The following is a 23,369-nucleotide window of genomic DNA, read 5'->3' on the forward strand; positions in this document are numbered from 1 at the left end:
CCAATGTGTTATTGCGTTTATAAAAAGCACTCAACAAAAATTGAACCGCATTAGTATTATTTGTTTTTCAGCTCTTTTTGTGCAATGCGTTTTTTAAATCCTGTTAACGTCATTCCTGTATGCCGTTTAAAGTAACGGCATAAATAAGATGTATCTTCAAAATTTAATTCATCAGCAATTTGCTTAATGGATAAATTACCAATTTCTAATAATGCTTTTATTTCTAAAATAACTTGCCTATCTATTAATACTTTTGGTGGGTCATTAAAAAAATTTTGACTAATTTTGGACAAGTAGAATGGTGTAATAGACAATTGTTCAGCATAAAATTTCACTTCTTTATGCTGCTTACAGTGAGTTGTAATTAAGTCCCAAAAACGCCAACACAGCTGCTCTTGGCGGCTTTTATTTTCTGGTTTTATAGAAATGTGTTGTGCATGATTACTGATTTCTAAAAATAAATTTTGTAAATGGTTTTTTAATTGTAATACCCCATATTTACCCCAATTAGACACTATAGCTAAAAGAATGTATCTCCAGCTTTCAAACAGTGCAACTTTTTCTAATGGAATTGAAATAACAGGAAAATCATTAAAAAAAGCAAATAATTGATTTGGTAATACATAGGCAATTTCTGTTTCTAGCTTTTTATCAATCAACCAATATTCCAAACGAAATTTACGTGATTTGGCTTGCAGCATTGCAAAAGAATCATCGTATAAAATGATAATATCGTTTTTGCGTATCAGATGCCGTTTGAAATTAATATTGAAGACTCCATATCCTTGCTTGCATACACAAACCGCCACATAAGATGTTTTAATCGGTTTAAATTGCATCTCTTCCATATTACTTTCACCAATCCGAATGGCTTCAGGTAAATCAATTTGATAATTTTTTAAATGCTGCATGATTGTTGTGTTTTGATTTACTTCATATAACGCATATCATAACAAAAAAGTTGTCATAAGTACCAATAATGTACAAGTTATGCCCTTATTTTATTTTCATAAATACCTAAAATAGCCTTCAAATTAAGGGATACCATAACGGGGGAGATTAGAAAATGGTACTTGCAACAAATAGGTTAGTATTGCGTCCTTGGCAAGAAACAGATGCCGCTGATTTATATTTCTATGCAAAAGATGAAAGAATTGGCCCTATCGCAGGTTGGCCTGCTCACAAAAATGAAGAAGAGAGTCTTTCTATCATCAAGAATATTTTTATGCGAGATGAAATTTACGCGGTAACGTTAAAAAATGAAAACCAAGCTATTGGCCTGATTGGATTATCATTTAGCCATGAAAGTAATTTTCCCATTGGGGAAAATGATGCAGAAGTCAGTTATTGGATTGGTGTACCGTTCTGGGGTAAAGGCCTTATACCAGAGTCAATTAACGCCATCATGTACCATGCATTCACTAATTTGAAATTAGATAATTTATGGTGTGGTTACTTTCAAGGTAACGAGCAATCTAAAATTGCCCAAGAAAAATGCGGCTTCAAATACTATGCAACTCTTGAACCACAATTTATTGAATTAATTGGTGAAACTAAGACAGAAGATATTAGTAAAATAACCGCTAAAGAGTGGCAAGCTCGACAGTAATATTTGATTCTATCTATACATGTGGCCAGCATTTATCTGTTTGGCCTTTTTCTTATTAATTTATTGTCACAACTCATTTCAATGATGAATAAAATTATTCTACCGTGTTCCTATTAATGCTATGATTTTTCAACAATTATAAAATTCATACTTTCACTAGGATCACAGGTAAACACATGCAGGACTATGGTATTTGGACCGTTATCACTCCCATTGTGACTATAATTTTGGCGATATTAACTCGCCAAGTCATGCTTTCATTAATGCTAGGAATATTCGTTGGTTTTACTGTCATTAACGATCACAACCTATTATTAGGTGTGCAAGGTACCGTTGATGGTATTATTGATACATTTTCATCTGCAGGGAATACGCGAACAATTGTCTTTATGGTCATGATCGGAGGGATAATGAGGCTTGTTGTTGTGACAGGCGGAGTTCGAGCATTAGTTCAGCTACTAACCAATAAGACAAAACTGATTAAAAACCGTAAATCTACCCAGTTTCTTGCCATTATCATTACTTCTCTTATTTTTATTGAAAGCTCAATTAACCAATTAGTCGCTGGCGCCTCAACTAAAAATCTAGCACGACAATATGGTGTTGCTCCTGAAAAAATGTCCTATATTATCCAAACAGCATGTGTTTCTGTTTGTTCCTCCGCCATCATCAATGGTTGGGGTGCAGTAATAATGGGGTTAATTGGGGTACAAATTTCCCAAGGTCTGATTCAAGGCGAGCCCTTTGATATTTTAATTACTTCGATTGGTTACAATTTAATGGCATGGTTATCTATTATAACTATCCTATTCTATGTATTTACCAATATTTCATGGGGTCCCATGAAAAAAGCTGAAGATAAATATCAACAAAATTTTATTGAGGGGAATATTTCCCAGTTACAAAGCCAAGATAATGAAGAAGAGATTATTGATCACCCTAACGCTCATTCTTCATTAAACTTCTTTATTCCTATTTTATCTACGGTGTTAATGGTCCCTATCGCACTATATATCACTGGTGACGGTGACTTTAGCAAAGGAAGTGGTTCGACATCCGTATATTGGGGAGTCATGTTTGGTACTGTGGTATCTTTCTGTTGGTTTATCGGTCGACGGTTACTAAATATTGATGAATTCTTTAAAGAATTATTTATCGGCTACGCCAATATGCTAAAAATCAGCTCAATTATGATCTTAGCATTCTTGATGGGAAATGTCTCTGCTGAGTTAAACACGGGAGCCTATATTGCTGAAGTCACTCAAGGAGTTATGGCCCCAGGTTTTTCTATTGGATTTATCTTTATAATTAGCGCCATTATGTCTTTAGCAACAGGCACCTCTTGGGGAACTTTCGCGATAATGATACCTATCGGGGTTCAATTAGGTTTATCTGTAGGAATGCCTGTTGAATATATGATTGGTGCAGCAATTTCTGGCTCAATATTTGGCGATATGACCTCCCCAATTTCTGCGGATGCTATTGTTGCTTCAATGGCGACAGACTGCGAACATATTGAGCATATTCGTACTCAAATGCCTTATGCGTTAGTAACTGCCAGTATTGTTCTTGCTATTTACCTTTACCTTGGTTTTTCTTATTAATTATTGGGAGTTTAGATGTCTATCCAACAACAACTAACACAGTACGCAAAAATAGATTTACTTAACTCGTCGACTCCACTTAATCGATTGAATAATTTATCGCATAAGTTTGGTCGTGAGATTTATATAAAACGTGATGATATGACTCCCCTTGCTATGGGGGGAAATAAACTGCGTAAACTAGAATTTTTAATGGCTGATGCATTAGCCAAAAAAGCAAAAATTATTGTTACCGCGGGGGCAATTCAATCAAACCATGTCCGCCAAACTGCAGCTGTTGCTGCCATGTATGGGCTTGAATGCGTTGCGTTATTAGAAAATCCAATTAAAAGTGATAACCCTAACTTTCTGCATAATGGTAATAAATTATTAACTGACTTATTTTCCACCCGTTGTGTGATGTGTGATGAATTAACCGACCCACAATCCCAAATGGAAGCGCTAATTAAAACACTTTCTCTTAAAGATGCCTATATTGTCCCTGTGGGTGGGTCAAATACATTAGGTGCTTTAGGCTATGTCCAATGCGCTATTGAGATAGCTCAACAGAAGCCAGAACATATTGAATTTGATAAAATTATTGTTGCTTCAGGAAGTGCTGGAACCCATGCAGGGCTTGCCATTGGTTTACAAGAATTACTACCACAGAGCCAAGTTATTGGCGTGACAGTGTCACGAAAGCAACAAGACCAAGCCCCTAAAGTTGAAAAATTACAAACTGAATTGGCTCAATGGCTGTCTCTAGCTAAAACCCCAAAGGTGCAGCTGTGGGATAACTTTTTTGCCCCTATGTATGGAATGCCAAACCAAAAAGGCCTCGCTGCAATCAATTTATTAGCGAGGCAAGAAGGTATTTTATTAGACCCAGTTTATACCGGTAAAGCCATGGCTGGATTAATTGACTACTTGGAAAGCTCTGAAGAAAAAACTCCCGTTCTGTTTATTCATACGGGTGGATCCCAAGCATTATTTGCTTACTCAGATATTAGCCAAACAATTAAGTAATCATCATCAGATAAAAGGGCCAGATTGCCCTTTTATCTTCCATTGTAAAGCTAAAATACTCGACTTCCTTCTTTATTATTGTTGATTAGTCTGTACTATCCAATAATCGGTAAGTGATCACATATAGATATTGTTCATTTGGGTAAATCTCTTTGATAAGTGCTTTCAACGTCTCTAGACTCATGGCTTCTTGCTTAGCGTGGTATTCAGAAATGTCATCATAAGAAATGGGCTCTACCGACAATATTTTAATATCAGTATAATATTTCCCTGTTTCTAACGCATATACCTTCACAATACTCCCAGGAACATAATCGCTCTCGCTTTTATCACGAATAGTGATAATTTTTTTACCGGAAACCACCAATGGAAGTAAACGCTCAAAAAAGGTTATCGTGTCTGGTGCGTTATTCATAATAATTCTCTTATTTTTATACAATCTCTTTTCTAGGAAGACCTATTTTCTTATAAATCCAATAAATTGCAATAAAATGGTTCTTTTTGTGCTTTCAATTATACGAACACTATAGCGATCATTGCGTTTTATATACAATCAAGCCATAAAAATATTATCTACTACTATAAACTGAGTATACATAATGGATAACAATGAAAATTTGTTCTATCAACAAGAACACTATTTTTGGTCTGCAATATGTGCAAATACGGTGAAAATTAGCAACCAAACTAGTGCTTATTTTTCTGAGCTACCATTGCCTATATTTAATTATATTTACCTCCACCAAGGCGCACTCATTTCAGATTACGAGAAGGCCGAAGCGCTGTTCAAAAAACAAACTAAGCCTTATGTACTGGTTGTTCATGACCAAATACTTTCACTATTTGAGTCAGAAATAATAACACGGAGATTAGTCTTTGATGGTGAATCAACCGCAATGATTTTGCCACAAGGGGCTCTGTCTCAATACAATTCACCACCACCGCTTAATACTGATTTTCAGATAATACAGAGTAATGATCGACTCGAAGATTGGGCTCAGCCGTTAATTACAGCATTCCCTGTCGATTCTGATACAGATGAAAGTGACTCAACTGTTACTGACGAGTATATTCGTTATCACCAAAGAGCACTTGATAAACAAACTAATATGGTGCATTTAGTCTTATTTGCAGATCAGCAACCAGTCTCAACCTTAACTATGACATTTAATAATGAAACAGCTCGACTTGATGATATTGGTACTGATATTCAATACCAAGGTAAAGGGCTCGCGACTTCACTTATTAAACATGCGCTATACCTTTGCCATCAACAAGGGATTAAACAGTGTGTATTGGAGTCATCCAGTGAAGGGTTATCTATCTACAAAAAACTGGGTTTTGAACCTATTTTTAATTACTACAGCTATATTTCGGAGTGATTTTATTGAATGCATCTTAATAATCAAGATGCATTTTACTTTACCTAAAAAAATAAGGTTTAATGTAATCACTAATCGCAAAACTGCACCTAGTGACACAATCATGGGGATTAATATAATGATAACTCCCAGTATATTTATTTTGTCACCGTTTGGTACCAATGTTGAATATCTGTCACAATTTGTTCAGTGTGCAACTGCCCATCTTTATCTTTGAAATAATGGTCTAAATCTTGATAAGAACGGTAACTAACATGGGTATTACGAACTTGTTTCATCATATTATCTGTACCATGAGCATCCACGTTGGTATCCGCCATCGCTTGTATCACCAAATGTGGGGTTTTAACTGACTGGATAAGTTTTAAATTGTCAATGGTGAGCATCTCATACCACCATTTCGAGCCATGGCCGCTGACAAATTGGTCGTTATTTAATTGCTTTTGTTTTACCGCTTCTGCAAATTGTTTAAAACCTTCCTTTGAGTTAGCAATTTCTTCTTTAGGTGTATTATTTTCAATACTATATAGAACATCATTAATGAAGTGTTGGCCGCCAACATTCAATGCAACGGATGCGGTAATAAAGTTTTCTTGTGCAACAATTAAATTAGTTACCAGCGCACCTTCACTTCCGCCTAATAGCACTATGTGTTGGTAATCATTTTTTAATTGCTTTAATACTGCTACATAATTATTGGCGCGTTCTAATGGCGAGTCTTTCGACATGTAGTCAACAGGACATTCTTCTTCTGAAGCTTCTTCGCCATTAACCCCCACTTGGCTGTTTAATCCTGTTTTTTCAACTAATAAAATATCATTATGAGGAAATACAGCCCCGAAATTTTTCAACATATTGGGGTTATTAATGACGCTTTTACAATCTGAGCCTTGTAATAAAACTAATAAATCCTTTGATTTTTTGGCTTGTTTTTGGATTAAATAATAATTTATATCTTTGCCTGCAAAGTGCATAGTTTGCATACTCACAGGTAAATTCTGTGCAAATACACTTAATGGATAAATTGAAAACAACAAAGGCGTAATTTTTAGTTTCATTGCACACTCATCATGTTCTATAAGGACCTTTCGACGATATTATATTGAGTTTTTTATAACAAATAGCGCCTAAAATGCCCTCGTAAAACAAGATTAAATATAGATATACGGTTTAGACCTGTACATTTTTTTATGGCGCTTGAGAAACAAGTATTAATGACTCGCTATGGGGGAGAATGCTATGCAATGGCAATGTTAGCAGCGGATAAAATCGATATTTGTGTCGAATTCGCACTGGAACCTTATGATATTGTTCCATTAATCCCTATTATAGAACGTGCTATTGGCAAAGTGACTACATTAGATGGTTGCTGAGCTGAAATTGGTGGTACGGTTGTAGCAACAGGCTACCCAAACCTTCATGAACAAATTCTGGCTATCTTAATACAGGTAGTTAATTTTATCTTTTAAGAAGTATTATAAAATGCAATCTACTCAACAAGTTAATAGTCATGTTTCCTTTATGCCTGCGAAAAGGGAACAAGTTTCTACTCGAATTATTTTTTTTATTGCCGGTTTTGTTACCGCGGCCTGGGCAGCCATTGTTCCTTATGTCAAACTTAACACAGGGGCAAATGATGCCACCCTTGGCATGCTACTATTATGTTTCGGTGGAGGGGCACTTATTGCTATGCCAGTAACTGGTGCATTAGCTGCCAAATTTGGTTGCCGCCGTTTAATGGTGTTTTCTACCATCGCCTTTAGTTTGTTATTCCCCATTTTATCCTCTTTGTCGCAAATTAACTTTATTATCATTGCCTTATTATTATTTGGAATTTTCATTGGCTTAACAGATTGCGCGATGAATGTTCAAGCGGTGATTGTTGAAAAATCATCTGATAAGCCAATTATGTCCGGCTTTCATGGTTTTTATAGTGTCGGGGGGATAGCTGGTGCAGGTACCATGAGTTTGATCTTGTTACTTGGTGTTTCCGCGACAATGGCATCAATCATCGTTTCAGTTATTGCCGTAGTTTTATTAGCTATTTGCTATAACGGTTTAATCCCTTACGCTAACGCCCCAACAGGCCCTCTTATCGCTATACCGAAAGGCATTGTTTTGGTTATTGGGGTTGTTTGTTTTGCCGTTTTTCTTGCTGAAGGCGCAGTTCTTGACTGGGGAGCTGTATTTTTAATTGAACACCATGGATTAGAAGAAACTTTAGGCGGCTTAGGGTTTGCTGCTTTTGCCACAACTATGACGATTGGCCGATTACTGGGCGACAAAATTGTTATGCGAGTCGGTTCCTCTCGCGTCGTATTTTTAGGTGCTTTACTCGCTTGCCTCGGTTTTGTTATTGCTGTTTTATCTCCTCATCTTATATTTGCCATCATGGGTTTTGCATTAGTCGGTGCAGGTTCATCTAATATAGTACCGGTGATGTTTTCTGCTGTAGGGAAGCAAAAAACGATGCCAGAGGCTCTTGCCGTACCTGCAATTTCAACTTTAGGCTATTTAGGTATTTTGGCGGGACCTGCAGCTATTGGTTTTGTTGCTTTTCAACTGTCCCTGGCAACTGCATTATTATTAATTTCTGCATTATTAGTTATTATTGCTTTTGTGACTCGTTTTATCCGTGTGTGATTTTTTGAATCTCATAAGGCTGCCCTTGCAGGTTCAGGTAAAATACTCTGTGCTGAAGATTATATTGATGATAAGCCTGAACACAACGCGTTAGCTATCGCACAAAACGCCCTTACAACAATTAAAAATTCATTTATAGGTAGTAACACGCTAAATCTTGAAAACGCTTTCACAGGAATGCGACCTATGCCTAAAGATGAGACGCCAATTGTCGGAAAAGTTGCTGATTTCGAAGGTTTATATATTATCAGTATGCACGCTGCGATTACGCTAGCGCCTTTGATATGCCAATTGGCTCAAGATGAAATCTTGCATGGGATAGAACAAGCCGCATTAGGTCCATATCGATTAACTCGTTTTGTATCAGGTAACTGACAAATGAATATTCCGTTGTACTATTTAAGACATTATCAATCGATTGAAAAAACATTCTGGACATCTATTTGTGAACATAGTATCCAGATTGCACAACACACAATTTGCTATTTAACGCCCCTTAATTCGCCAGCGTTTAACTTCATTTATTTGCAGCCTGACTCAACCAGTCACGCCTTTATGCAGGCTCACAACCTGTTTGTTTCACAGAAGAAAAACCATACCTTAGTGATCCCCGAAGAGATGCTACAGCAGGTGGTAACTGAGGCTGAGTCATTAGGGTATAAACGTGACAGCGTCACGACTGCAATGGCACTGACCTTAGTAAAGCAAAATGAAGTTGAACTGCCTGATAACCAAGTCGATATCGTCTTAGCCAATCACGATTTGTCTTTGTGGGCAAAGCCACTGGTTTCTGCGTTTTACCTGTCAGAAGAGCACGATCAGGTTATTCAGGAATATGTGCGTTATCATGAGGATGCATTACAACAAGGCGCCCCGCAGTTTCACCTTGTGTTACTCGTTAATGGTGAACCAGCGACCTCCATGACGGTGACGATCGAAGGTACGTTAGCGCGTTTTGATGATATTGGTACCGAGCCAAGTCATCAAGGTAATGGTTATGCTTCACAACTTATTGATTATGCGTTAGCATTTTGCCGCCAACAAGGTGTAGAACACTGTTTCCTAGATGCGTCTGAAGCGGGATTTGATTTGTATAAAAAATTTGGATTTGAACCTCTCTTTCGCTATATCAATTATGTTTGGTGCAAATAATTTATAACCATAATGTTATTTGTAGAGCTATCTGAAGTGGGATCATTGTTCACACAATGGTTCCAAGCTCAGTCATTCCAGATTAATCATAATGACAAAATTATCTAATATTTACATATGAAAATTAATATTATTGGCACTAGTGGTAGCGGTAAAAGTACCCTTTGCCAACAACTTTCGCTGTTGTTAAACGTCCCTTCTATCGAATTGGATAGCTTGTATTGGTTAGCGAATTGGCAAGGTTCTTCGGATGATGCGCTTAACCAGAAACTCACCGCTGCATTAGATAAAGCGGTATCTGGATGGGTTCTTGATGGAAACTATACGCGAACCCAACCCATTAAATGGAAAGAGGTTGATATGGTGGTATGGCTGGATTACTCCTTACCAAGAACGCTTTATCAGTCGATTACGCGCACATTGTCGCGCATTCGTTCAGGACAAGAGTTGTGGGCAAATACAGGTAATAAAGAACGTTGGAAAAATGCTTTTTTCAGCCGTGATTCGATAATTCTGTGGCTACTAAAGACTTACTATCCAAATAAGAAAAGAAATCTAAGTCATATGGCAAATATCAACTTACGCCATATTCAGTTTGTTCGACTCACCTCGCCAAAAGAAACAAACTTATTTTTACAACAAATGAAAGCTCAAGTTCAGGGTAAATAAACATCTCGGTAGCCATAAAAACCACCGAGATAGTATTTTTTCAGCAATTAAAGCTCATCACATGCCGTTTTCAACATCGCAGTTTGTTGGAATTTTTCAATTCCTAACTCAATCAAGCGGCTGATTAATTGCGGGTATGTCATACCAGCTTGTTGCCACAATTTTGGGTACATACTGATGTTCGTAAAGCCAGGCAATGTGTTGATTTCATTGATGACCACGTCGTTGTTTTCCGTTAAAAAAACATCCACACGGGACATTCCACTGCAATTTAATGCGCGATACGCGGATAAGGCAATCTCGCGTATTTTATCACTCACCGCAGCATCTAACTGTGCAGGAGCCACGACAGAGGCGCCATTTTCATCAATATACTTAGTGTGGTACGCATAGAAACTATCGTGTAATACGATTTCACCACAAGGGCTGGCAAGAGGTTCTTCATTACCCAGTACGGCGCATTCAATCTCACGCCCTTTTACTGCACTTTCAATAAGGACTTTCATATCAAATAAGAAAGCAAAGTCCAGTGCTGCGTAAAATTCTGATTCAGTGCTGACTTTACTGATCCCGACAGATGAACCTTGATTTGCTGGTTTAATAAAAAGTGGTAAACCTAATTGCGCCACGGTCGCTTCATATTCAGTTGTTGCGCGCTCATTTTTGAGCACTGTTATAAACGGAGCAATATTTAAGCCTGCATCTCTAAGTAATCTTTTGGTAACGTCTTTATCCATACAGGCAGAGGAACCTAAAACCCCCGGACCGACAAATGGTAAATTCGCCATGCGCAATAAACCTTGTAACGAGCCGTCTTCACCTAAGTTACCGTGAACAATAGGGAAAATAACATCGATTTGTGGCAATGGCTTAGCATCTTCTAACGAAATAAACTGTTCGCTTGTTTTACCTGGAACAAGTGCGATAGCTCGCTTAGGCGTATTCAACGCAATACGAGAGGGATCATCACCATGCAATAAAAAATCAGATTCGTTATATTCATGCCATTGCCCTTCTTTATTAATCCCTAAAAGGCATACATCAAATTTATTGCGATCTAACCCATTGATAATATTTTTAGCAGACTGTAGTGAAACTTCATGTTCTGTTGATCGGCCACCAAAAATAACACCGACTCGTATTTTGCTCATTATTTGCTCCGACATAAAACACCAAACCTAGCCGAGAAATATAGCACGCAAAGAAAAGGTTATGGCATAAATTATTTATTTTTCATTAAGATTAGCTGGCTTTATGACCAAACCTTCTTTTTTTGATAGCTAATTATCTTTTATCTATCAGAGTTTCAATACTGATATTCACCTGTTCAATTAGCCACTGCGTAAAAATAGCCGCTGCACTGCCTTGCTCTACAGGTTTAGATGACAATAAATAATATGCTGAATTATCTTCAATAAAGCCATATGGCGCGGTTAATTGTTTCGATTTTACTTCATCCGCAACCATCAAAAATGACGCAAGCGCCGCCCCTTGCCCAGCCAAAGCCGCTTGTATACACAAATAAAAGTGTTCATATGTAATAGTTTTACTATTTTGAAACACTATTTCTTTTATATTTTGCCAAGTTTCCCATGCAGTTGGCCTAGATAGAGTTGACAGTAGCGTTATATGACTAAAGTTTTCTTTAAAATCAAGTTCAGGCCGAACCACGATGCCCATACGTTCTGAGCACACTTTCACCGCGCAAAGGTTGTCATTCCATTTGAAATCATTACGCCTCAATGCTAAATCAACATTCGTTTTTGTGAAATCGATAACACCACCTGCCGCCACTAAATGCACTGTAATATGGGGATATTGTTGATAAAAATGTGTAAGCCGAGGAATTAACCACTTCATTGCGATTGTAGGTTCACAAGACAAACTAACAACATCAGGAAAGGTACTGTTTTTTATCTTTTCAACACCCTCCTTGAGCTGTTCAAATATTGCACTGGTTGTTTGTAACAATATTCGTCCATTCGCCGTTAAAAATACAGCACGGTTCCTTCGTTCGAATAGCTCAACACCAAGGTGTTCTTCTAATAAACGAATTTGTCGGCTAATCGCACTATGAGTCACATTCAGCTCTTGAGCCGCTTGCACAAAGCTACCTGCTTTCGCAGCAGTGTCAAAAAAACGTAATGACGTTAACGGTGGTAGTTTCATATATAGGTAATAAAAACTGACAGATTTATGTCAGGATAAATCGCTTTTTAGTTTTATTCAATCTATTGATAATAAAAACAATAAATGAACAAACAATTTCAGAATAAATCTGTTTTTGGTCTGTTTTCATTACCTTTTAGGAAATTAATATGAATGAAATTATTGCAGTTGCAACTATTACCATTTTAGCAGTCATTAGTCCGGGGCCAGACTTTGCTATGGTAACTCGTAATAGTTATACCTATGGCATTAAAACAGGCTTACTGTGTGCGCTAGGTATTGCTATTGGTGTGCAGGTTCATGTGTTTTATACCATTTTTGGCATCACTTTGGTCATTATGAGTTCACCCGCATTATTCTTAATCGTTAAACTTATTGGGGTGTTTTACTTGGTATACATCGGATTTAAATCATTGACCAATAAAGTAAAAATATCCTCAGATAAAGCAGTATCAAAGCCATTATCGGCCCTAAACGCGTTTAAAAATGGTTTTCTGACAAATGCATTAAACCCAAAAACCATGTTTTTTGTGGTTTCTGTGTATAGCCAAGTTATCAGTACACAGAACTCAATTTGGCTAAATTTGAGTTATGGCCTATTTATTTCTTTCACTCATTGGCTTTGGTTTAGTCTAATTGCTATTTTCTTTGCAACGCCAGCAGTCAGAAACAAAATTCTTAACTACCAATTTATTATGGACCGAACGATTGGAATTCTACTGATTTTATTGGGATTATCTCTACTATTCTTTAATATAAACTAACTCCACATTCACATTCACATTCACATTCATGGTAGTTATTTACCCTGCAATCGATAATATTCATTGACCACTTTCGCCAACTCAACCACATCGGTTGGAATATTGAGTTTGGCGAGTTGGTCAAATGGCACCCATTCAAATGGGGCAAAAGGCGATTGTGATGAGGGTAATAGCTCACATAAGTAAATCATATCAATATGCCAATGGTTCCCTTTCTTTTTATCCGCAATAAATTCTTTCAAGATAGCGATGGGCAACGGTAATACTTGTGTATGGGATGAATCCTGCACTTGCGATACAAAGGGAAAACCGCAACTGACCACTTGGCACTCTAATCCAGTTTCTTCAAGAACCTCTCGGAAAACAGCATGTTGTGGTTCTTCATTTGCTTCAATGTGACCGCCTGGAGGTAACCAAAAACCAAGTTTTTGATGTTCGTGTAATAAAAACTCACCATGCTCATTACGGATCATTGCTGTTGCCGTAAAATGTTTAACTTCCTCTCTCATCTCACCACATCCCTTTTTTATTTTGTTATTCTTACATTGTATTTCTGGTGTTGAGCCTAACACCTTGTTGCCTTTCAGTCACGGTAACCATTTCAACTTACATGAGGCATTTAAAGCGCAGTCAGCGGAAAGAAATTATCGTATGCTTAGCTAATGGCGATTGATTATTAACTCAGGTGGTTAAATTGAAAAAAGAATTTGATTTTTATAAGCAACAAGCTATGAACTTTGAGAATGGGGAACAAAATAAAAACCCATGAGATTTGTTATTGTTCATCATAAAGATGCGCAATAAATTGAACAAATTAGAGAAATAGCCAGCACATAGACTGGCTATTTCTGATAAAACCATTACGCGGTTAATGCAAGTTTTGCTCCAAACATCAAGAATACAGCACCAATACAGCTATTAGAGAACTTCGAAAGCTTTTTATTATGTTTAACCATATTCGTTACGGCAACAGCACCAAAAATCAGCAGTGATAAATAAATCATGCTACAAGTTTCTAAAATTAGGCCAAGTATGAAAAATGGCACACCTGCACTTGGGTAAGCTGGGTCAATAAATTGGATAAAAAATGAAACATAGAAAATGATCATCTTAGGATTTAGTAAACTTAAAAAAACGGCTTTTTTATAGGTGCCCTTGGTTTCTAAGATAATTGAATCAACATCACCTGTATTTTCTTTCTTATGCAATACGCTATACAGGGTTTTAATCCCTAAATAAAATAAATAAGCCGCCCCTGCGTATTTTATAACACTAAAAAAGATAGGTGATGTTTTTACTAAAGATGCAACGCCTAAAAATGATAGAAAAATGAGCACAGCATCTCCTGTAAAGACACCTAATGCGGCTTTATAACCATTTTTCACACCATATTTTGCACTGCTAGTTAAAACAAATAAAGAATTAGGGCCTGGTACCAATGTAATAAAAATAACACCGATAAGATAAGTCCATAAGTTTGTAATACCGAGATTTTCAAGCATAGGAAACCCGCTAACTCAATAAAAGTTATAACAAAAAATTCACATCATTTATTTATGACTATATGATACAGGCTTTACATTACTTATAAAAGATATCACCACATAATAATGTCAATATGAAATATAAACCCAAATAATATCAAAATACTAGATAAACAACAATGAGTGAAGATCAAAAAACAGAATAACAACCCAAAACGAGAACCTTAATTAGAAGCTAACTATAAATAGCTAATCAAGTAGTTGCAAATGCTAATATAGATAATTAAATTAGCATTTAATTTTATAGAATAAATAAAAGTAGTAGTGATTTGATTATGGTTTCGCGTTATAACATAAAAGTTCGTGCTATTTAAAAGTAAAATTGGATAAAGCCAGTATAAAGCTAAAATAGCTCATTACTAATATTTCATCTCTTTAAAATCAATCAAGTTATATAAGTGTTCAAAATTACAATAAGGTTAGCGTAAATGGTGTCACAACAAAGTAATCAATGGCAAAAAGCAATGATGGCAGGCGCTGTTCATACCGCTCCTCTTAATCTTGCTGTTATTCCTTGGGGAGTTTTAGCAGGTTCAATGGCGGTCGAAACTGGTCTCGATTTCTGGCAAAGCGTAGCGATGTCCGCGATGGTATTTGCAGGTGCGGCACAATTAGTCACTCTTGGGTTGCTTAACTCGGGTGCTGGCTATATCACGATTGTTATTTCTGTTTTTTTTATCACTTCCCAGCATTTACTTTATGGACTGACATTACGCCCCCAAGTTAAAGACTTTACAACTTCTCAGCGCCTTAGTATCGGTTTCTTATTAACAGATGAATTATTTGCGATTAGCGCTGCTAAACGTCAGAGTTTAAGCTTTCCTTATTTGTTTGGTGCGGGGTTTAGTTTTTATCTCGTTTGGTTAATTACTAGTCTTTGTGGGATTGCAATGGCCAATATTGTGGGCGATTTGAGCCGCTTACATCTCGACTTTTCTGTCGTGGCAACTTTGCTTGCAATCGTCGTTCCATTAACAAAAAAAATAAGTACGTTGTGTGGCGTGATCTTTTCACTCGTTGTCGCTATCGTACTTTCAATGTACTCCTTCAGTAGTGCTATTGTTATCGCAGGTGTGGGTGGGATGTTTGTTTCGGTAGCCGTTTCACGTTTATTGAAGGAGGAAAAATGATTTGGCTTTTAATTATTACCTTAACAGCGGTTGTTTTTACTCTACGTTATATTTTTCTAATACCACAGTTGCCAATACGCCTTCCTCTTGTGGTTCGTCAAGCACTAGGGTATTCAGCACCTTGTTTATTAACCGCAATTTGTGCCCCTGTTATCCTATTAGAAAACCATGAATTGCGAACCTTCCCTGATAATCCTTATTTATGGGGAGCGCTATTCTGTGTCATCGTGGCTTCTGTATTAAAAAACATGCTGCTAACTGTCGGCCTTACCTTAGTATTTTTCTATTCTCTTATTTATTTTATCGGTTAACTTATTATTTAAGATAAAGCATCGTTCAGCGCTTTGCTTTATCTTGGTTAATCCCTCATAATATGGCCCTCTCAAAATACATTCCTTTTCAATTTCACCCTGTCATTGATTGTCATAGTGAATACTTTATTGGCCTTACTCAATAAATAGCCAATTAACCTTTATAGATAATGGATAATACAATACCATGCTTAATAATTATGTTTTACGCAGCGTTCGCTATATGTTGGACTTAAGCGACGCCCAAATGGTTAAAATCGTAAAACTCGCAGATTTGGCTGTAACAAAAGAAGAAATGGTGGCTTGGTTAAAAAAAGATAATGAACCTGAATATGTTGAATGTAACGATAATATAATGGGGCATTTTCTAAATGGCTTAATCTATCACCGCCGTGGTAAAGATGAAAACCACCCCGCTCCCGAAGTCGATAGCCGACTTAATAACAATATTATGCTCAAAAAATTACGCGTGGCTTTTGAATTAAAAGATACGGATATGATTGAAATTTATCAGCTTGTTGATTTTCGTGTATCCAAGCCTGAGCTTAACGCAGTTTTCCGTAAACCTGGGCATAAAAACTATCGCGAATGTGGAGACCAATTACTGCGTTACTTCCTAAAAGGCCTGACAATTCGCCTACGTGGTGATAAATAACCGTTATTTTTGTTTGTTTTTTATTCATTAATTTTGCATTCTCCTGACATTTGTCTATAATAGAAGTGACAAATGTCAGGAGATTCAAATGAGAAACTATATCCCCACAACCCCACTTCAACCGACTGCTTCATCCTTTAAACCACTGTGGCGCCATGTAGGGTTACCCGCAGAACGTGGTATTGAGTTAACTCATTTCTTGCGTCAAGGCCTATCTGTCTCTGTCTTAGACAATATCCAAGAATGGTCAGGAATGAGCAAAACTGAATTATTGCGAATATCCGGCATTAATGAGCGCAATATTGCTCGACGTAAAAATGCTGGCCAGCCCCTTAATGCTGATGAAAGTGAGAGAATTGCTCGTCTAGTGCGGGTATTCGATGCTGCGGTGCGTTTATTTAATGGAGATAAGCACGCGGCAAGTGATTGGCTTAACCACCCAGTTAAAGGGTTAGGACATTTACGCCCTATTGAGCTTATTGCGACAGAAAGCGGAGCCATTGAAGTGATTGATTTGATTGGCCGTATTGAACATGGCGTATTCTCATGATTTTATATCGATTGGTTAAATCCAATTTTGCGCATGATGCATGGTCGGGCCAAGGAGCTATGCTCTACGGCGGGCGTTGGAATCATAAAGGGACTCCTGCTGTTTATACTTCAACGAGTATTTCATTAGCGACCCTTGAAGTACTCGTTCACATCAATCAAGACAGACTATTGAGCCAGTTCAGCTTACTATCCATAGATATCAATGATAAGTACGTGATGAAATTGTCGTTAGATCACCTTCCGACAGATTGGCAACAAGACCCCGCACCAACCTCCACCATGGATATTGGCACTATATGGCTTAATAACCAAGATAGTCTAGCATTATTAATTCCCTCTTGTATTGTTCCCTATGAATACAACGCAATTATTAACCCGTTACATCCGCAATTTCAAAAAGCTTTACATACCGTTAAACCACTAGATTTTAGTGTTGACCCGCGCTTAGCATAATTAGATATTTGCTAATAAATACTGTAAAAAAGCATCTATTTTCGGTGATAATGCACTACGGCTCGCATAAACCGCGCGAAGTTCTATAGGCGCTGGCGATACTTCATCGAATGCTATCCGCACTAATTTCTTCTGTTTAATCTGTTCTTCGCATGCATCTAACGCCAAAATAGCATAACCTACCCCATTCACTGCAGCAGCATGAGCCAAAATACCACTATTCACTCGGTAGCTGCTGTCAATTATCACTTTTTTCTGTAAGCCAGATGAATCAATAAATATCCACGGTTGCCCCTGTAATGCACTCAAGCTCGAAATGCACGGCATATTGGCTAAGTCAGAGTATGAACACGGTTTTCCTACTTTTTCAATTAATTGGGGTGATGCAACCACAACGCTTTGCCATGATTTGATCAGACGTGAGTGATAGCTACTGTCTTCAAGATGACCACGATGAAAAGTGAGTAATAAATCAATATCATCACTAATAACATCTTGAGGTATTAGTTGTGTATCACAGTGAATATTCAATTGTGGGTGAGATAATGCAAACTTCGCTAATAAATCTGCTAATAATAAACTACCGGATTCACTGGGAATAGTTAGCCTTAACGTACCTGTAATTTGTTGTGGATGACATATTTGCACTACAACTTGCTCTAATTCACTGACTAGTTTTTGGCTTTGTTCAAATAAAATATTTCCTGTTTCCGTTAGCCGCATTTGCCGGGTTGTACGTTCAATTAACTGGCTATTAAGTTGTTGCTCCAACTGTTTAATATAACGACTCACATTCGATGTTGGCATTGAAAGTAACTTTGCCGCATTGACAAAATTTCCTTGTGTCGCGACGGCAATAAACACTTTCAATAAATTCAGGTCAACAGCCATTTCTAATTCCTACAGTTCACGCGCTATTAACTTGAACTAATAGCACTAGCAGTAACCAAAATCCATTATTTTTTGATACCGCTGTGCCAGTAATTCGTCTATGTCTAATTGAGTTAGCTCATTTAAATCAGTGAGTAACTGTTGTTTTAATTGTTGTGCAGCTAACTGATAGTCGCGGTGAGCTCCACCCAAAGGCTCAGGTATAATAGTATCGATAATACCTAACTCTTTTAACCGTGGAGCGGTCATTCCCATTACTTCAGCTGCAATTTGTGCCTTCTGGGAATCTTTCCATAAAATAGAGGCACAACCTTCTGGAGATATCGCCGCATAAGTACTGTATTCCAACATATTAATACGATCCCCCACACCAATCCCTAATGCACCACCAGAACAACCTTCACCTGTAATGACACAAATAATAGGGGCTTTTAAATGAGACATTTCTATAATATTGCGTGCAATAGCTTCTGCTTGCCCGCGCTCTTCAGCACCAACACCGGGGTAAGCCCCAGCAGAATCAATAAATACCATCACTGGTAAGTGGAAACGTTCCGCCATTTTCATTAAACGAAGTGCTTTACGGTAGCCTTCTGGCGATGGCATCCCAAAATTACGCATAACTTTCTCTTTTGTTGTCCGCCCTTTTTGTTGCCCAAGCACCATAACCGGCCTACCATCTAAACGAGCAAGGCCACCCACCAGCGCTTTGTCATCAGCAAAAGCTCGGTCACCCGCTAATTCCTGAAACTCAGTAAATATTAATGGAATATAATCAAGGGGATAAGGCCTTAATGGGTGTCTCGCTAATTGGACAATCTCCCATGCCCCAAGCGATGCAAATATGGTTTTCGTAAGCGAATGACTCTTTTTTCTCAAGAGCTGGATTTCTTCTTCTAATTTAATCTCTGATGGATGTCCTTTTTGCTTGAAGGCAATAAGCGCTTCAATTTTGTCATTGAGTTCAACGATAGGTTTCTCAAATGCAAGAAAATGATTAGTCATAACGTTCCTAAAATGGTAACAGCAATCTTAGGAGTGTAATCAGAGAATCAATCCCATTCTATGCTTAAAAATAGGATTGATTGTTATCAAGAATGGGATAATGTTTTAACGCTGACTTTTCTTTAGCGAATTTGATTTTAAGCTGTTTTCCATAATCTTTTGAAAATTAGGGCATAAAAAGTGATTTTCTTCAGGACAATTCGCAATATGCAAAATACCCTTTTTTAAGGCTAGTAACCCCTGTATGGTTTGCTCAATTTCTTCTGCTCTTTCAAGTAGGCTCGCACGTTCAATATTAGGGCCATCCTTATGGTTGAGCATGCTAGCAATTTCATCGAGTGAAAATTTAGCTTCTTGCCCCAATGCAATTAAAGACAAACGGGTTATTACGTCTTTCCCGTGATAAACCCGTTTTAACCCTTTACGCCCTATCGGCTTAATCAGCCCTCTCTCTTCATAATAACGTAGGGTTGATGCTGCTAAACCTGATAATTGGCTAACTTGAGAAATATCTAACTCATCAGACATGAAATACTAACCCGCTATAATACTCGCTAATCAGGCTAATTGTTGGCGCAGTAACACCGTAATCGTGCCATTCATAAAAATTTCACGGTCAACAACGTAACCTAACTTTTCAGCCACACGTAAAGAAGCTAAGTTCCTCGGTTCAATAAAACAAATAGATTGCCGATACTTATTTTCTTTCGTCAGCCAAGACAGTGCAGCCTGCATAGCCTCTGTTGCATAGCCTTTTCCTTGATGTTCAGGTGCAATGACCCAACCCGCTTCTGGAATGCCTTTAACATGGGGTTCGACCATACGATGAAAATCCGCGAAACCTAAATCACCAATATATTGACCACTCGCTTTTTCACGGACAGCCCAATAGCCAAAGCCTAATAATGGCCATAAACCACCATAAGCTAACATTCTCATCCATGATTCGCGCTCACTAGAAGGCATACCACCAATGTAACGAACCATTGACTCAGTCGCCCATAACTTCGCAAGTGCAGGAAAATCACTTACTTGGTGTTTATTTAATATCAGTCTATCTGTTTCAAGTTCAGGTATTACAGCCATTGATTGCTTCTCCTTGCTATCTAAATGGGGGTTCATCGAACGTTCTTAATTTCCTTGAATGCAATTTATCCCCTTCTTTCCTCAATAAATCAATAGCACGAATACCTATTTGCAAATGTTCTGAGATTGCACCTTCATAAAAACTGTTTGCTTGACCGGGCAATTTAATTTCACCATGCAGAGGCTTATCAGAAACACATAACAGCGTGCCATAAGGAACCCTGAAGCGATACCCCTGAGCTGCAATTGTGGCACTTTCCATATCCACGGCAACCGCGCGGCTTAAACTAAAACGGCGAGCTGTTGCAAAAAAACGTAATTCCCAATTTCTGTCATCTGTTGTAACAACGGTTCCAGTTCGTAGACGTTGTTTTACCAATTCCCCAGGCATATTGCTAACTTGTTTTGTAGCGTCATATAGCGCACGCTGGACTTCCGCAATACTTGGAATAGGAATATCTGGCGGTAATACATCATCAAGAATATGGTCATCACGCAAATAAGCATGGGCCAAAACATAATCGCCAATTTTTTGGCTTTCTCTTAACCCACCACAATGGCCAATCATCAACCAAGCATGTGGTCGTAAAACGGCTAAATGATCGCAAATATTCTTTGCATTTGAAGGCCCAACACCGATATTTACTAAAGTAATTCCTGCCCCATCTCTAGCGATTAGATGATATGCAGGCATTTGAAATTTTTTCCATGTTAAATCAGAAGTCGCAATTTGTGGATCTGCATTCTCAGCGGTTAAATAATTATGTCCAACACAAGATAATGCAATATAACGACTTTCAGGATCACGTACCTGTTCACATGCCCAATTCACAAATTCATCGACATAACGGTTATAATTAGTGAAAAGAATGTACGGTTGAACATGTTCAGGTGGGGTTCCTGTATAATGCTTTAATCGCGCTAATGAAAAATCCACACGTAATGCATCAAAATGAGACAGCGGCATTTCATCCGTAGCAGTGTTCAAACCATCTGTAATATCATCACTGATATGAGATAAATCGGTTATCGGAAAATGTGCAGCTAAATTACTGCTCATACTCCTATCTAATGCTAAATCTGAACCATCAATGACAAAAGGGTAAGGAATTTCAATTTTTGAAGGGCGAACGGAAAAAGTGACATCATAATCCTGTTGTAGGATAGATAATTGCTCAACTAAATAAGCACGGAATAGTTCTGGCTGAGTCACCGTAATAGTATAATCACCCCGTTTAACAAAACGTGCATAAGCACGGGTTTTTTCGCAATGATCAACTTTGCCTTCCCATGTAACACACAGTTCAGGATAAGCAAATAACCCATTTTCCCTTTCTGTAATATCGGGTATGCGGCCTTCTTTTACATAAATAGCGATAGCATCTCTTAATGAATCAATCGCATTGCTATATAACAACGAAAGTTTATCTAAAACATCTTCAATAGATAAATTTTCATATTTCTGGCATTTTTCCAAAGACACACACAACTCCTTATCATCAGATAAAATTATCTCCGATAACATAGAGTATCAATGTGACAGTTGCAAAATATATCGCGATTAACGTACTTATATCACAGTTAATGTACTACAAAGGATAAAACAATTGGTAATGTGAATACCGCAGCCACGGTTTGTAATGTAATTATACCTGCCATTAGTTGGCTGTCCCCATTTAACTGACGCGTTAAAATATAAGCGGTTGGCGCAGTAGGAATAGCAAAAAATAGTACTAATAGAATTGTTTCAAGGTTTGGCAAAGAAAATAAGCCCGCCACTGTTAATGCTAAAATAGGCATAAGAAGTAAACGTAACAATGTTGACGCCATAATAGGCTTAAATTCATTTCTTAGTGTTGAGGTTTGTAATGCGGCTCCAATACAGATTAAGCCTAATGGTAAGCTGGCAGCTGCGAGTAGTTTTAAAAATTGGTCCGAGCCAAAGGGTAATCCCACTGGGGATATATTCAATAACACGCCAACGACACAGGAAATGATCAATGGGTTTTTTATGATTGGTAATAAAATTTGCTTAGCTGAAACCTTTTGTCCTGAAGATAACGAAAGCACAGCAATGACATTACAGCTTGGTACTAAAACAGCCATAATTACCGCAGCAATAGCGATCCCTTCTTTGCCAAATAAATCAGCAACAATAGCCAACCCTAAATAAGTATTAAAACGCGTGATTCCTTGGATATGCGCGCCAAATCTCGGGATAGGTATTTTGAATAAATATTTACAACCTAGAACTAGCACAGAACTAATTGCTAAAACACAAAGGATGGCGCTCGCTAAATAGGGTAATTTAGGGTTGTCCAAAGGTGCAGTTGCGAGACTGTTAATTAATAATGCAGGAAACAAAATAAAATAGTTTAATTTTTCAGCACTCGGCCAAAAATCAGTGGTGAATATTGTCGAGCGACGCAATACAAATCCCATTGCAATCAGAGCAAATAATGGCCACAAAACTAATAGAATCTTATCCATGAGAACGTAATCTGTTTTTATTTGAGCACTAAGTGAGTTTGTTAATCAGTCTATCGTTAAATTTTTGTAGCTGATAGGTAAAAAAAGCGCTATTCCTATGTTTTGCTTTTCTTAGCTTATTTTCGATTAAATCGAGATTGTATCGACTTTCTCTTATTTATATTTAAATAATATATTTTTCCGCCCTTAAAACACAAGCTCCTAAACTTATCTCACTTCGACATATAAAAATCATTTGCTTAGGAGTTCAATATT

The 23,369-nt window shown here is 37.5% G+C and carries 27 protein-coding genes and 1 pseudogene; 15 read left to right on the top strand and 13 right to left on the bottom strand.

Annotated features, from left to right (window positions below; genetic code table 11):
- Window positions 1–56: 56 nt before the first annotated feature.
- Window positions 57–911, bottom strand: coding sequence for a helix-turn-helix domain-containing protein (locus M1F17_RS10775; RefSeq protein ID WP_318836972.1), 855 nt, complete (start codon window positions 909–911; stop codon window positions 57–59).
- 155 nt (window positions 912–1,066) lie between these two features.
- On the opposite strand from M1F17_RS10775, the gene M1F17_RS10780 reads away from it, so the two are divergent.
- From M1F17_RS10780 to M1F17_RS10790, 3 genes are all read left to right on the top strand, one after another.
- The gene (locus M1F17_RS10780; protein WP_094960581.1) at window positions 1,067–1,609 is read left to right on the top strand and encodes a GNAT family N-acetyltransferase; all 543 of its coding nucleotides are present in this window, start codon (window positions 1,067–1,069) and stop codon (window positions 1,607–1,609) included.
- Between the two features lie 176 nt (window positions 1,610–1,785).
- Window positions 1,786–3,213: a Na+/H+ antiporter NhaC family protein gene (locus M1F17_RS10785; protein WP_004254427.1), complete on the top strand. Its 1,428-nt coding sequence runs from the start codon at window positions 1,786–1,788 to the stop codon at window positions 3,211–3,213.
- Window positions 3,214–3,228: 15 nt separating this feature from the next.
- Entirely contained in the window at window positions 3,229–4,218 is a 990-nt protein-coding gene (locus tag M1F17_RS10790) for a D-cysteine desulfhydrase (RefSeq protein ID WP_318836973.1), read from the top strand.
- An 85-nt stretch (window positions 4,219–4,303) separates the two neighbouring features.
- On the opposite strand, the gene yqfB is transcribed toward M1F17_RS10790, so the two are convergent.
- Window positions 4,304–4,633, bottom strand: a complete 330-nt coding sequence (gene yqfB / locus M1F17_RS10795; RefSeq protein ID WP_318836974.1) for a N(4)-acetylcytidine aminohydrolase — start codon at window positions 4,631–4,633, stop codon at window positions 4,304–4,306.
- Between the two features lie 184 nt (window positions 4,634–4,817).
- On the opposite strand from yqfB, the gene M1F17_RS10800 reads away from it, so the two are divergent.
- Window positions 4,818–5,600, top strand: a complete 783-nt coding sequence (locus tag M1F17_RS10800) for a GNAT family N-acetyltransferase (protein ID WP_272673948.1) — start codon at window positions 4,818–4,820, stop codon at window positions 5,598–5,600.
- A 137-nt stretch (window positions 5,601–5,737) separates the two neighbouring features.
- Here the strand turns inward: M1F17_RS10800 and M1F17_RS10805 are convergent, their stop codons facing one another.
- The gene (locus M1F17_RS10805) at window positions 5,738–6,658 is read right to left on the bottom strand and encodes an alpha/beta hydrolase family protein (protein ID WP_004254440.1); all 921 of its coding nucleotides are present in this window, start codon (window positions 6,656–6,658) and stop codon (window positions 5,738–5,740) included.
- A 147-nt stretch (window positions 6,659–6,805) separates the two neighbouring features.
- Between M1F17_RS10805 and M1F17_RS10810 the strand changes: the two are divergent.
- The 5 genes and pseudogenes from M1F17_RS10810 to M1F17_RS10830 form a co-directional block, all read left to right on the top strand.
- Window positions 6,806–7,069 (top strand): annotated as a pseudogene (locus M1F17_RS10810) (inositol monophosphatase family protein); the annotation flags it as partial.
- A 13-nt stretch (window positions 7,070–7,082) separates the two neighbouring features.
- Window positions 7,083–8,243, top strand: a complete 1,161-nt coding sequence (locus tag M1F17_RS10815; RefSeq protein WP_110591704.1) for an MFS transporter — start codon at window positions 7,083–7,085, stop codon at window positions 8,241–8,243.
- A 186-nt stretch (window positions 8,244–8,429) separates the two neighbouring features.
- On the top strand, window positions 8,430–8,618 hold the full coding sequence (locus M1F17_RS10820; RefSeq protein ID WP_262960693.1) for an FAD-binding oxidoreductase: 189 nt from the start codon (window positions 8,430–8,432) through the stop codon (window positions 8,616–8,618).
- A gap of 3 nt (window positions 8,619–8,621) precedes the next feature.
- Window positions 8,622–9,395, top strand: coding sequence for a GNAT family N-acetyltransferase (locus M1F17_RS10825; RefSeq protein WP_112307091.1), 774 nt, complete (start codon window positions 8,622–8,624; stop codon window positions 9,393–9,395).
- Between the two features lie 117 nt (window positions 9,396–9,512).
- Window positions 9,513–10,064, top strand: coding sequence for a hypothetical protein (locus M1F17_RS10830; RefSeq protein WP_004254476.1), 552 nt, complete (start codon window positions 9,513–9,515; stop codon window positions 10,062–10,064).
- A gap of 47 nt (window positions 10,065–10,111) precedes the next feature.
- Here M1F17_RS10830 and ddlA read toward each other — a convergent pair whose 3' ends face one another.
- Both ddlA and M1F17_RS10840 read right to left on the bottom strand, forming a co-directional pair.
- Window positions 10,112–11,215: a D-alanine--D-alanine ligase gene (gene ddlA, locus M1F17_RS10835; RefSeq protein WP_036957745.1), complete on the bottom strand. Its 1,104-nt coding sequence runs from the start codon at window positions 11,213–11,215 to the stop codon at window positions 10,112–10,114.
- Window positions 11,216–11,348: 133 nt separating this feature from the next.
- Window positions 11,349–12,233, bottom strand: a complete 885-nt coding sequence (locus M1F17_RS10840; RefSeq protein ID WP_136134960.1) for a LysR substrate-binding domain-containing protein — start codon at window positions 12,231–12,233, stop codon at window positions 11,349–11,351.
- Window positions 12,234–12,382: 149 nt separating this feature from the next.
- Here M1F17_RS10840 and M1F17_RS10845 point away from each other — a divergent pair, with 149 nt between their 5' ends.
- Window positions 12,383–12,997, top strand: a complete 615-nt coding sequence (locus tag M1F17_RS10845) for a LysE family translocator (RefSeq protein ID WP_004254484.1) — start codon at window positions 12,383–12,385, stop codon at window positions 12,995–12,997.
- 35 nt (window positions 12,998–13,032) lie between these two features.
- Here the strand turns inward: M1F17_RS10845 and M1F17_RS10850 are convergent, their stop codons facing one another.
- Both M1F17_RS10850 and leuE read right to left on the bottom strand, forming a co-directional pair.
- Window positions 13,033–13,506 (bottom strand): NUDIX hydrolase, encoded by a 474-nt coding sequence (locus M1F17_RS10850; protein ID WP_036957747.1) that lies wholly within the window; start codon window positions 13,504–13,506, stop codon window positions 13,033–13,035.
- Window positions 13,507–13,857: 351 nt separating this feature from the next.
- Window positions 13,858–14,499 carry a leucine efflux protein LeuE gene (gene leuE / locus M1F17_RS10855; protein WP_004254492.1) on the bottom strand — a complete coding sequence of 214 codons (642 nt, stop codon included), beginning with the start codon at window positions 14,497–14,499 and terminating at the stop codon, window positions 13,858–13,860.
- A 470-nt stretch (window positions 14,500–14,969) separates the two neighbouring features.
- Between leuE and M1F17_RS10860 the strand changes: the two genes are divergently transcribed.
- From M1F17_RS10860 to M1F17_RS10880, 5 genes are all read left to right on the top strand, one after another.
- Window positions 14,970–15,671 (top strand): AzlC family ABC transporter permease, encoded by a 702-nt coding sequence (locus tag M1F17_RS10860; protein WP_094960594.1) that lies wholly within the window; start codon window positions 14,970–14,972, stop codon window positions 15,669–15,671.
- Entirely contained in the window at window positions 15,668–15,982 is a 315-nt protein-coding gene (locus M1F17_RS10865; RefSeq protein ID WP_094960595.1) for an AzlD domain-containing protein, read from the top strand. Before M1F17_RS10860 ends, M1F17_RS10865 begins: the two co-directional genes overlap by 4 nt.
- A gap of 187 nt (window positions 15,983–16,169) precedes the next feature.
- Window positions 16,170–16,637, top strand: a complete 468-nt coding sequence (locus M1F17_RS10870; protein WP_094960596.1) for a DUF1456 family protein — start codon at window positions 16,170–16,172, stop codon at window positions 16,635–16,637.
- 88 nt (window positions 16,638–16,725) lie between these two features.
- Window positions 16,726–17,187: an antitoxin Xre-like helix-turn-helix domain-containing protein gene (locus M1F17_RS10875; RefSeq protein WP_004254502.1), complete on the top strand. Its 462-nt coding sequence runs from the start codon at window positions 16,726–16,728 to the stop codon at window positions 17,185–17,187.
- Window positions 17,184–17,642 carry an RES family NAD+ phosphorylase gene (locus M1F17_RS10880; protein WP_144139996.1) on the top strand — a complete coding sequence of 153 codons (459 nt, stop codon included), beginning with the start codon at window positions 17,184–17,186 and terminating at the stop codon, window positions 17,640–17,642. The genes M1F17_RS10875 and M1F17_RS10880 overlap by 4 nt, the downstream gene beginning before the upstream one ends.
- Here the strand turns inward: M1F17_RS10880 and M1F17_RS10885 are convergent, their stop codons facing one another.
- From M1F17_RS10885 to M1F17_RS10910, 6 genes are all read right to left on the bottom strand, one after another.
- Window positions 17,643–18,533 (bottom strand): LysR family transcriptional regulator, encoded by an 891-nt coding sequence (locus tag M1F17_RS10885; RefSeq protein ID WP_094960598.1) that lies wholly within the window; start codon window positions 18,531–18,533, stop codon window positions 17,643–17,645.
- A gap of 45 nt (window positions 18,534–18,578) precedes the next feature.
- Complete coding sequence (gene accA / locus M1F17_RS10890; RefSeq protein WP_318836975.1) at window positions 18,579–19,538, bottom strand: acetyl-CoA carboxylase carboxyl transferase subunit alpha; 960 nt, start codon at window positions 19,536–19,538, stop codon at window positions 18,579–18,581.
- A gap of 105 nt (window positions 19,539–19,643) precedes the next feature.
- On the bottom strand, window positions 19,644–20,066 hold the full coding sequence (locus M1F17_RS10895; protein WP_144139990.1) for a helix-turn-helix domain-containing protein: 423 nt from the start codon (window positions 20,064–20,066) through the stop codon (window positions 19,644–19,646).
- 30 nt (window positions 20,067–20,096) lie between these two features.
- Window positions 20,097–20,660: a GNAT family N-acetyltransferase gene (locus tag M1F17_RS10900; RefSeq protein WP_004254518.1), complete on the bottom strand. Its 564-nt coding sequence runs from the start codon at window positions 20,658–20,660 to the stop codon at window positions 20,097–20,099.
- Window positions 20,641–22,101, bottom strand: a complete 1,461-nt coding sequence (locus M1F17_RS10905; protein ID WP_153673684.1) for an AMP nucleosidase — start codon at window positions 22,099–22,101, stop codon at window positions 20,641–20,643. Before M1F17_RS10905 ends, M1F17_RS10900 begins: the two co-directional genes overlap by 20 nt.
- 104 nt (window positions 22,102–22,205) lie before the next feature.
- Window positions 22,206–23,114, bottom strand: a complete 909-nt coding sequence (locus M1F17_RS10910) for an AEC family transporter (protein ID WP_094960602.1) — start codon at window positions 23,112–23,114, stop codon at window positions 22,206–22,208.
- Between the last annotated feature and the right edge of the window lie 255 nt (window positions 23,115–23,369).

The organism is Providencia sp. PROV073 (assembly GCF_033688125.1).
Lineage (GTDB): Bacteria > Pseudomonadota > Gammaproteobacteria > Enterobacterales > Enterobacteriaceae > Providencia > Providencia hangzhouensis.

Coding starts and splice junctions, on each gene's coding strand:
- M1F17_RS10775 (WP_318836972.1), bottom strand. CDS start 911: ATGCAGCATTTAAAAAATTATCAAATTGATTTACCTGAAGCCATTCGG.
- M1F17_RS10780 (WP_094960581.1), top strand. CDS start 1,067: ATGGTACTTGCAACAAATAGGTTAGTATTGCGTCCTTGGCAAGAAACA.
- M1F17_RS10785 (WP_004254427.1), top strand. CDS start 1,786: ATGCAGGACTATGGTATTTGGACCGTTATCACTCCCATTGTGACTATA.
- M1F17_RS10790 (WP_318836973.1), top strand. CDS start 3,229: ATGTCTATCCAACAACAACTAACACAGTACGCAAAAATAGATTTACTT.
- yqfB (WP_318836974.1), bottom strand. CDS start 4,633: ATGAATAACGCACCAGACACGATAACCTTTTTTGAGCGTTTACTTCCA.
- M1F17_RS10800 (WP_272673948.1), top strand. CDS start 4,818: ATGGATAACAATGAAAATTTGTTCTATCAACAAGAACACTATTTTTGG.
- M1F17_RS10805 (WP_004254440.1), bottom strand. CDS start 6,658: ATGAAACTAAAAATTACGCCTTTGTTGTTTTCAATTTATCCATTAAGT.
- M1F17_RS10815 (WP_110591704.1), top strand. CDS start 7,083: ATGCAATCTACTCAACAAGTTAATAGTCATGTTTCCTTTATGCCTGCG.
- M1F17_RS10820 (WP_262960693.1), top strand. CDS start 8,430: ATGCCTAAAGATGAGACGCCAATTGTCGGAAAAGTTGCTGATTTCGAA.
- M1F17_RS10825 (WP_112307091.1), top strand. CDS start 8,622: ATGAATATTCCGTTGTACTATTTAAGACATTATCAATCGATTGAAAAA.
- M1F17_RS10830 (WP_004254476.1), top strand. CDS start 9,513: ATGAAAATTAATATTATTGGCACTAGTGGTAGCGGTAAAAGTACCCTT.
- ddlA (WP_036957745.1), bottom strand. CDS start 11,215: ATGAGCAAAATACGAGTCGGTGTTATTTTTGGTGGCCGATCAACAGAA.
- M1F17_RS10840 (WP_136134960.1), bottom strand. CDS start 12,233: ATGAAACTACCACCGTTAACGTCATTACGTTTTTTTGACACTGCTGCG.
- M1F17_RS10845 (WP_004254484.1), top strand. CDS start 12,383: ATGAATGAAATTATTGCAGTTGCAACTATTACCATTTTAGCAGTCATT.
- M1F17_RS10850 (WP_036957747.1), bottom strand. CDS start 13,506: ATGAGAGAGGAAGTTAAACATTTTACGGCAACAGCAATGATCCGTAAT.
- leuE (WP_004254492.1), bottom strand. CDS start 14,499: ATGCTTGAAAATCTCGGTATTACAAACTTATGGACTTATCTTATCGGT.
- M1F17_RS10860 (WP_094960594.1), top strand. CDS start 14,970: ATGGTGTCACAACAAAGTAATCAATGGCAAAAAGCAATGATGGCAGGC.
- M1F17_RS10865 (WP_094960595.1), top strand. CDS start 15,668: ATGATTTGGCTTTTAATTATTACCTTAACAGCGGTTGTTTTTACTCTA.
- M1F17_RS10870 (WP_094960596.1), top strand. CDS start 16,170: ATGCTTAATAATTATGTTTTACGCAGCGTTCGCTATATGTTGGACTTA.
- M1F17_RS10875 (WP_004254502.1), top strand. CDS start 16,726: ATGAGAAACTATATCCCCACAACCCCACTTCAACCGACTGCTTCATCC.
- M1F17_RS10880 (WP_144139996.1), top strand. CDS start 17,184: ATGATTTTATATCGATTGGTTAAATCCAATTTTGCGCATGATGCATGG.
- M1F17_RS10885 (WP_094960598.1), bottom strand. CDS start 18,533: ATGGCTGTTGACCTGAATTTATTGAAAGTGTTTATTGCCGTCGCGACA.
- accA (WP_318836975.1), bottom strand. CDS start 19,538: ATGACTAATCATTTTCTTGCATTTGAGAAACCTATCGTTGAACTCAAT.
- M1F17_RS10895 (WP_144139990.1), bottom strand. CDS start 20,066: ATGTCTGATGAGTTAGATATTTCTCAAGTTAGCCAATTATCAGGTTTA.
- M1F17_RS10900 (WP_004254518.1), bottom strand. CDS start 20,660: ATGAACCCCCATTTAGATAGCAAGGAGAAGCAATCAATGGCTGTAATA.
- M1F17_RS10910 (WP_094960602.1), bottom strand. CDS start 23,114: ATGGATAAGATTCTATTAGTTTTGTGGCCATTATTTGCTCTGATTGCA.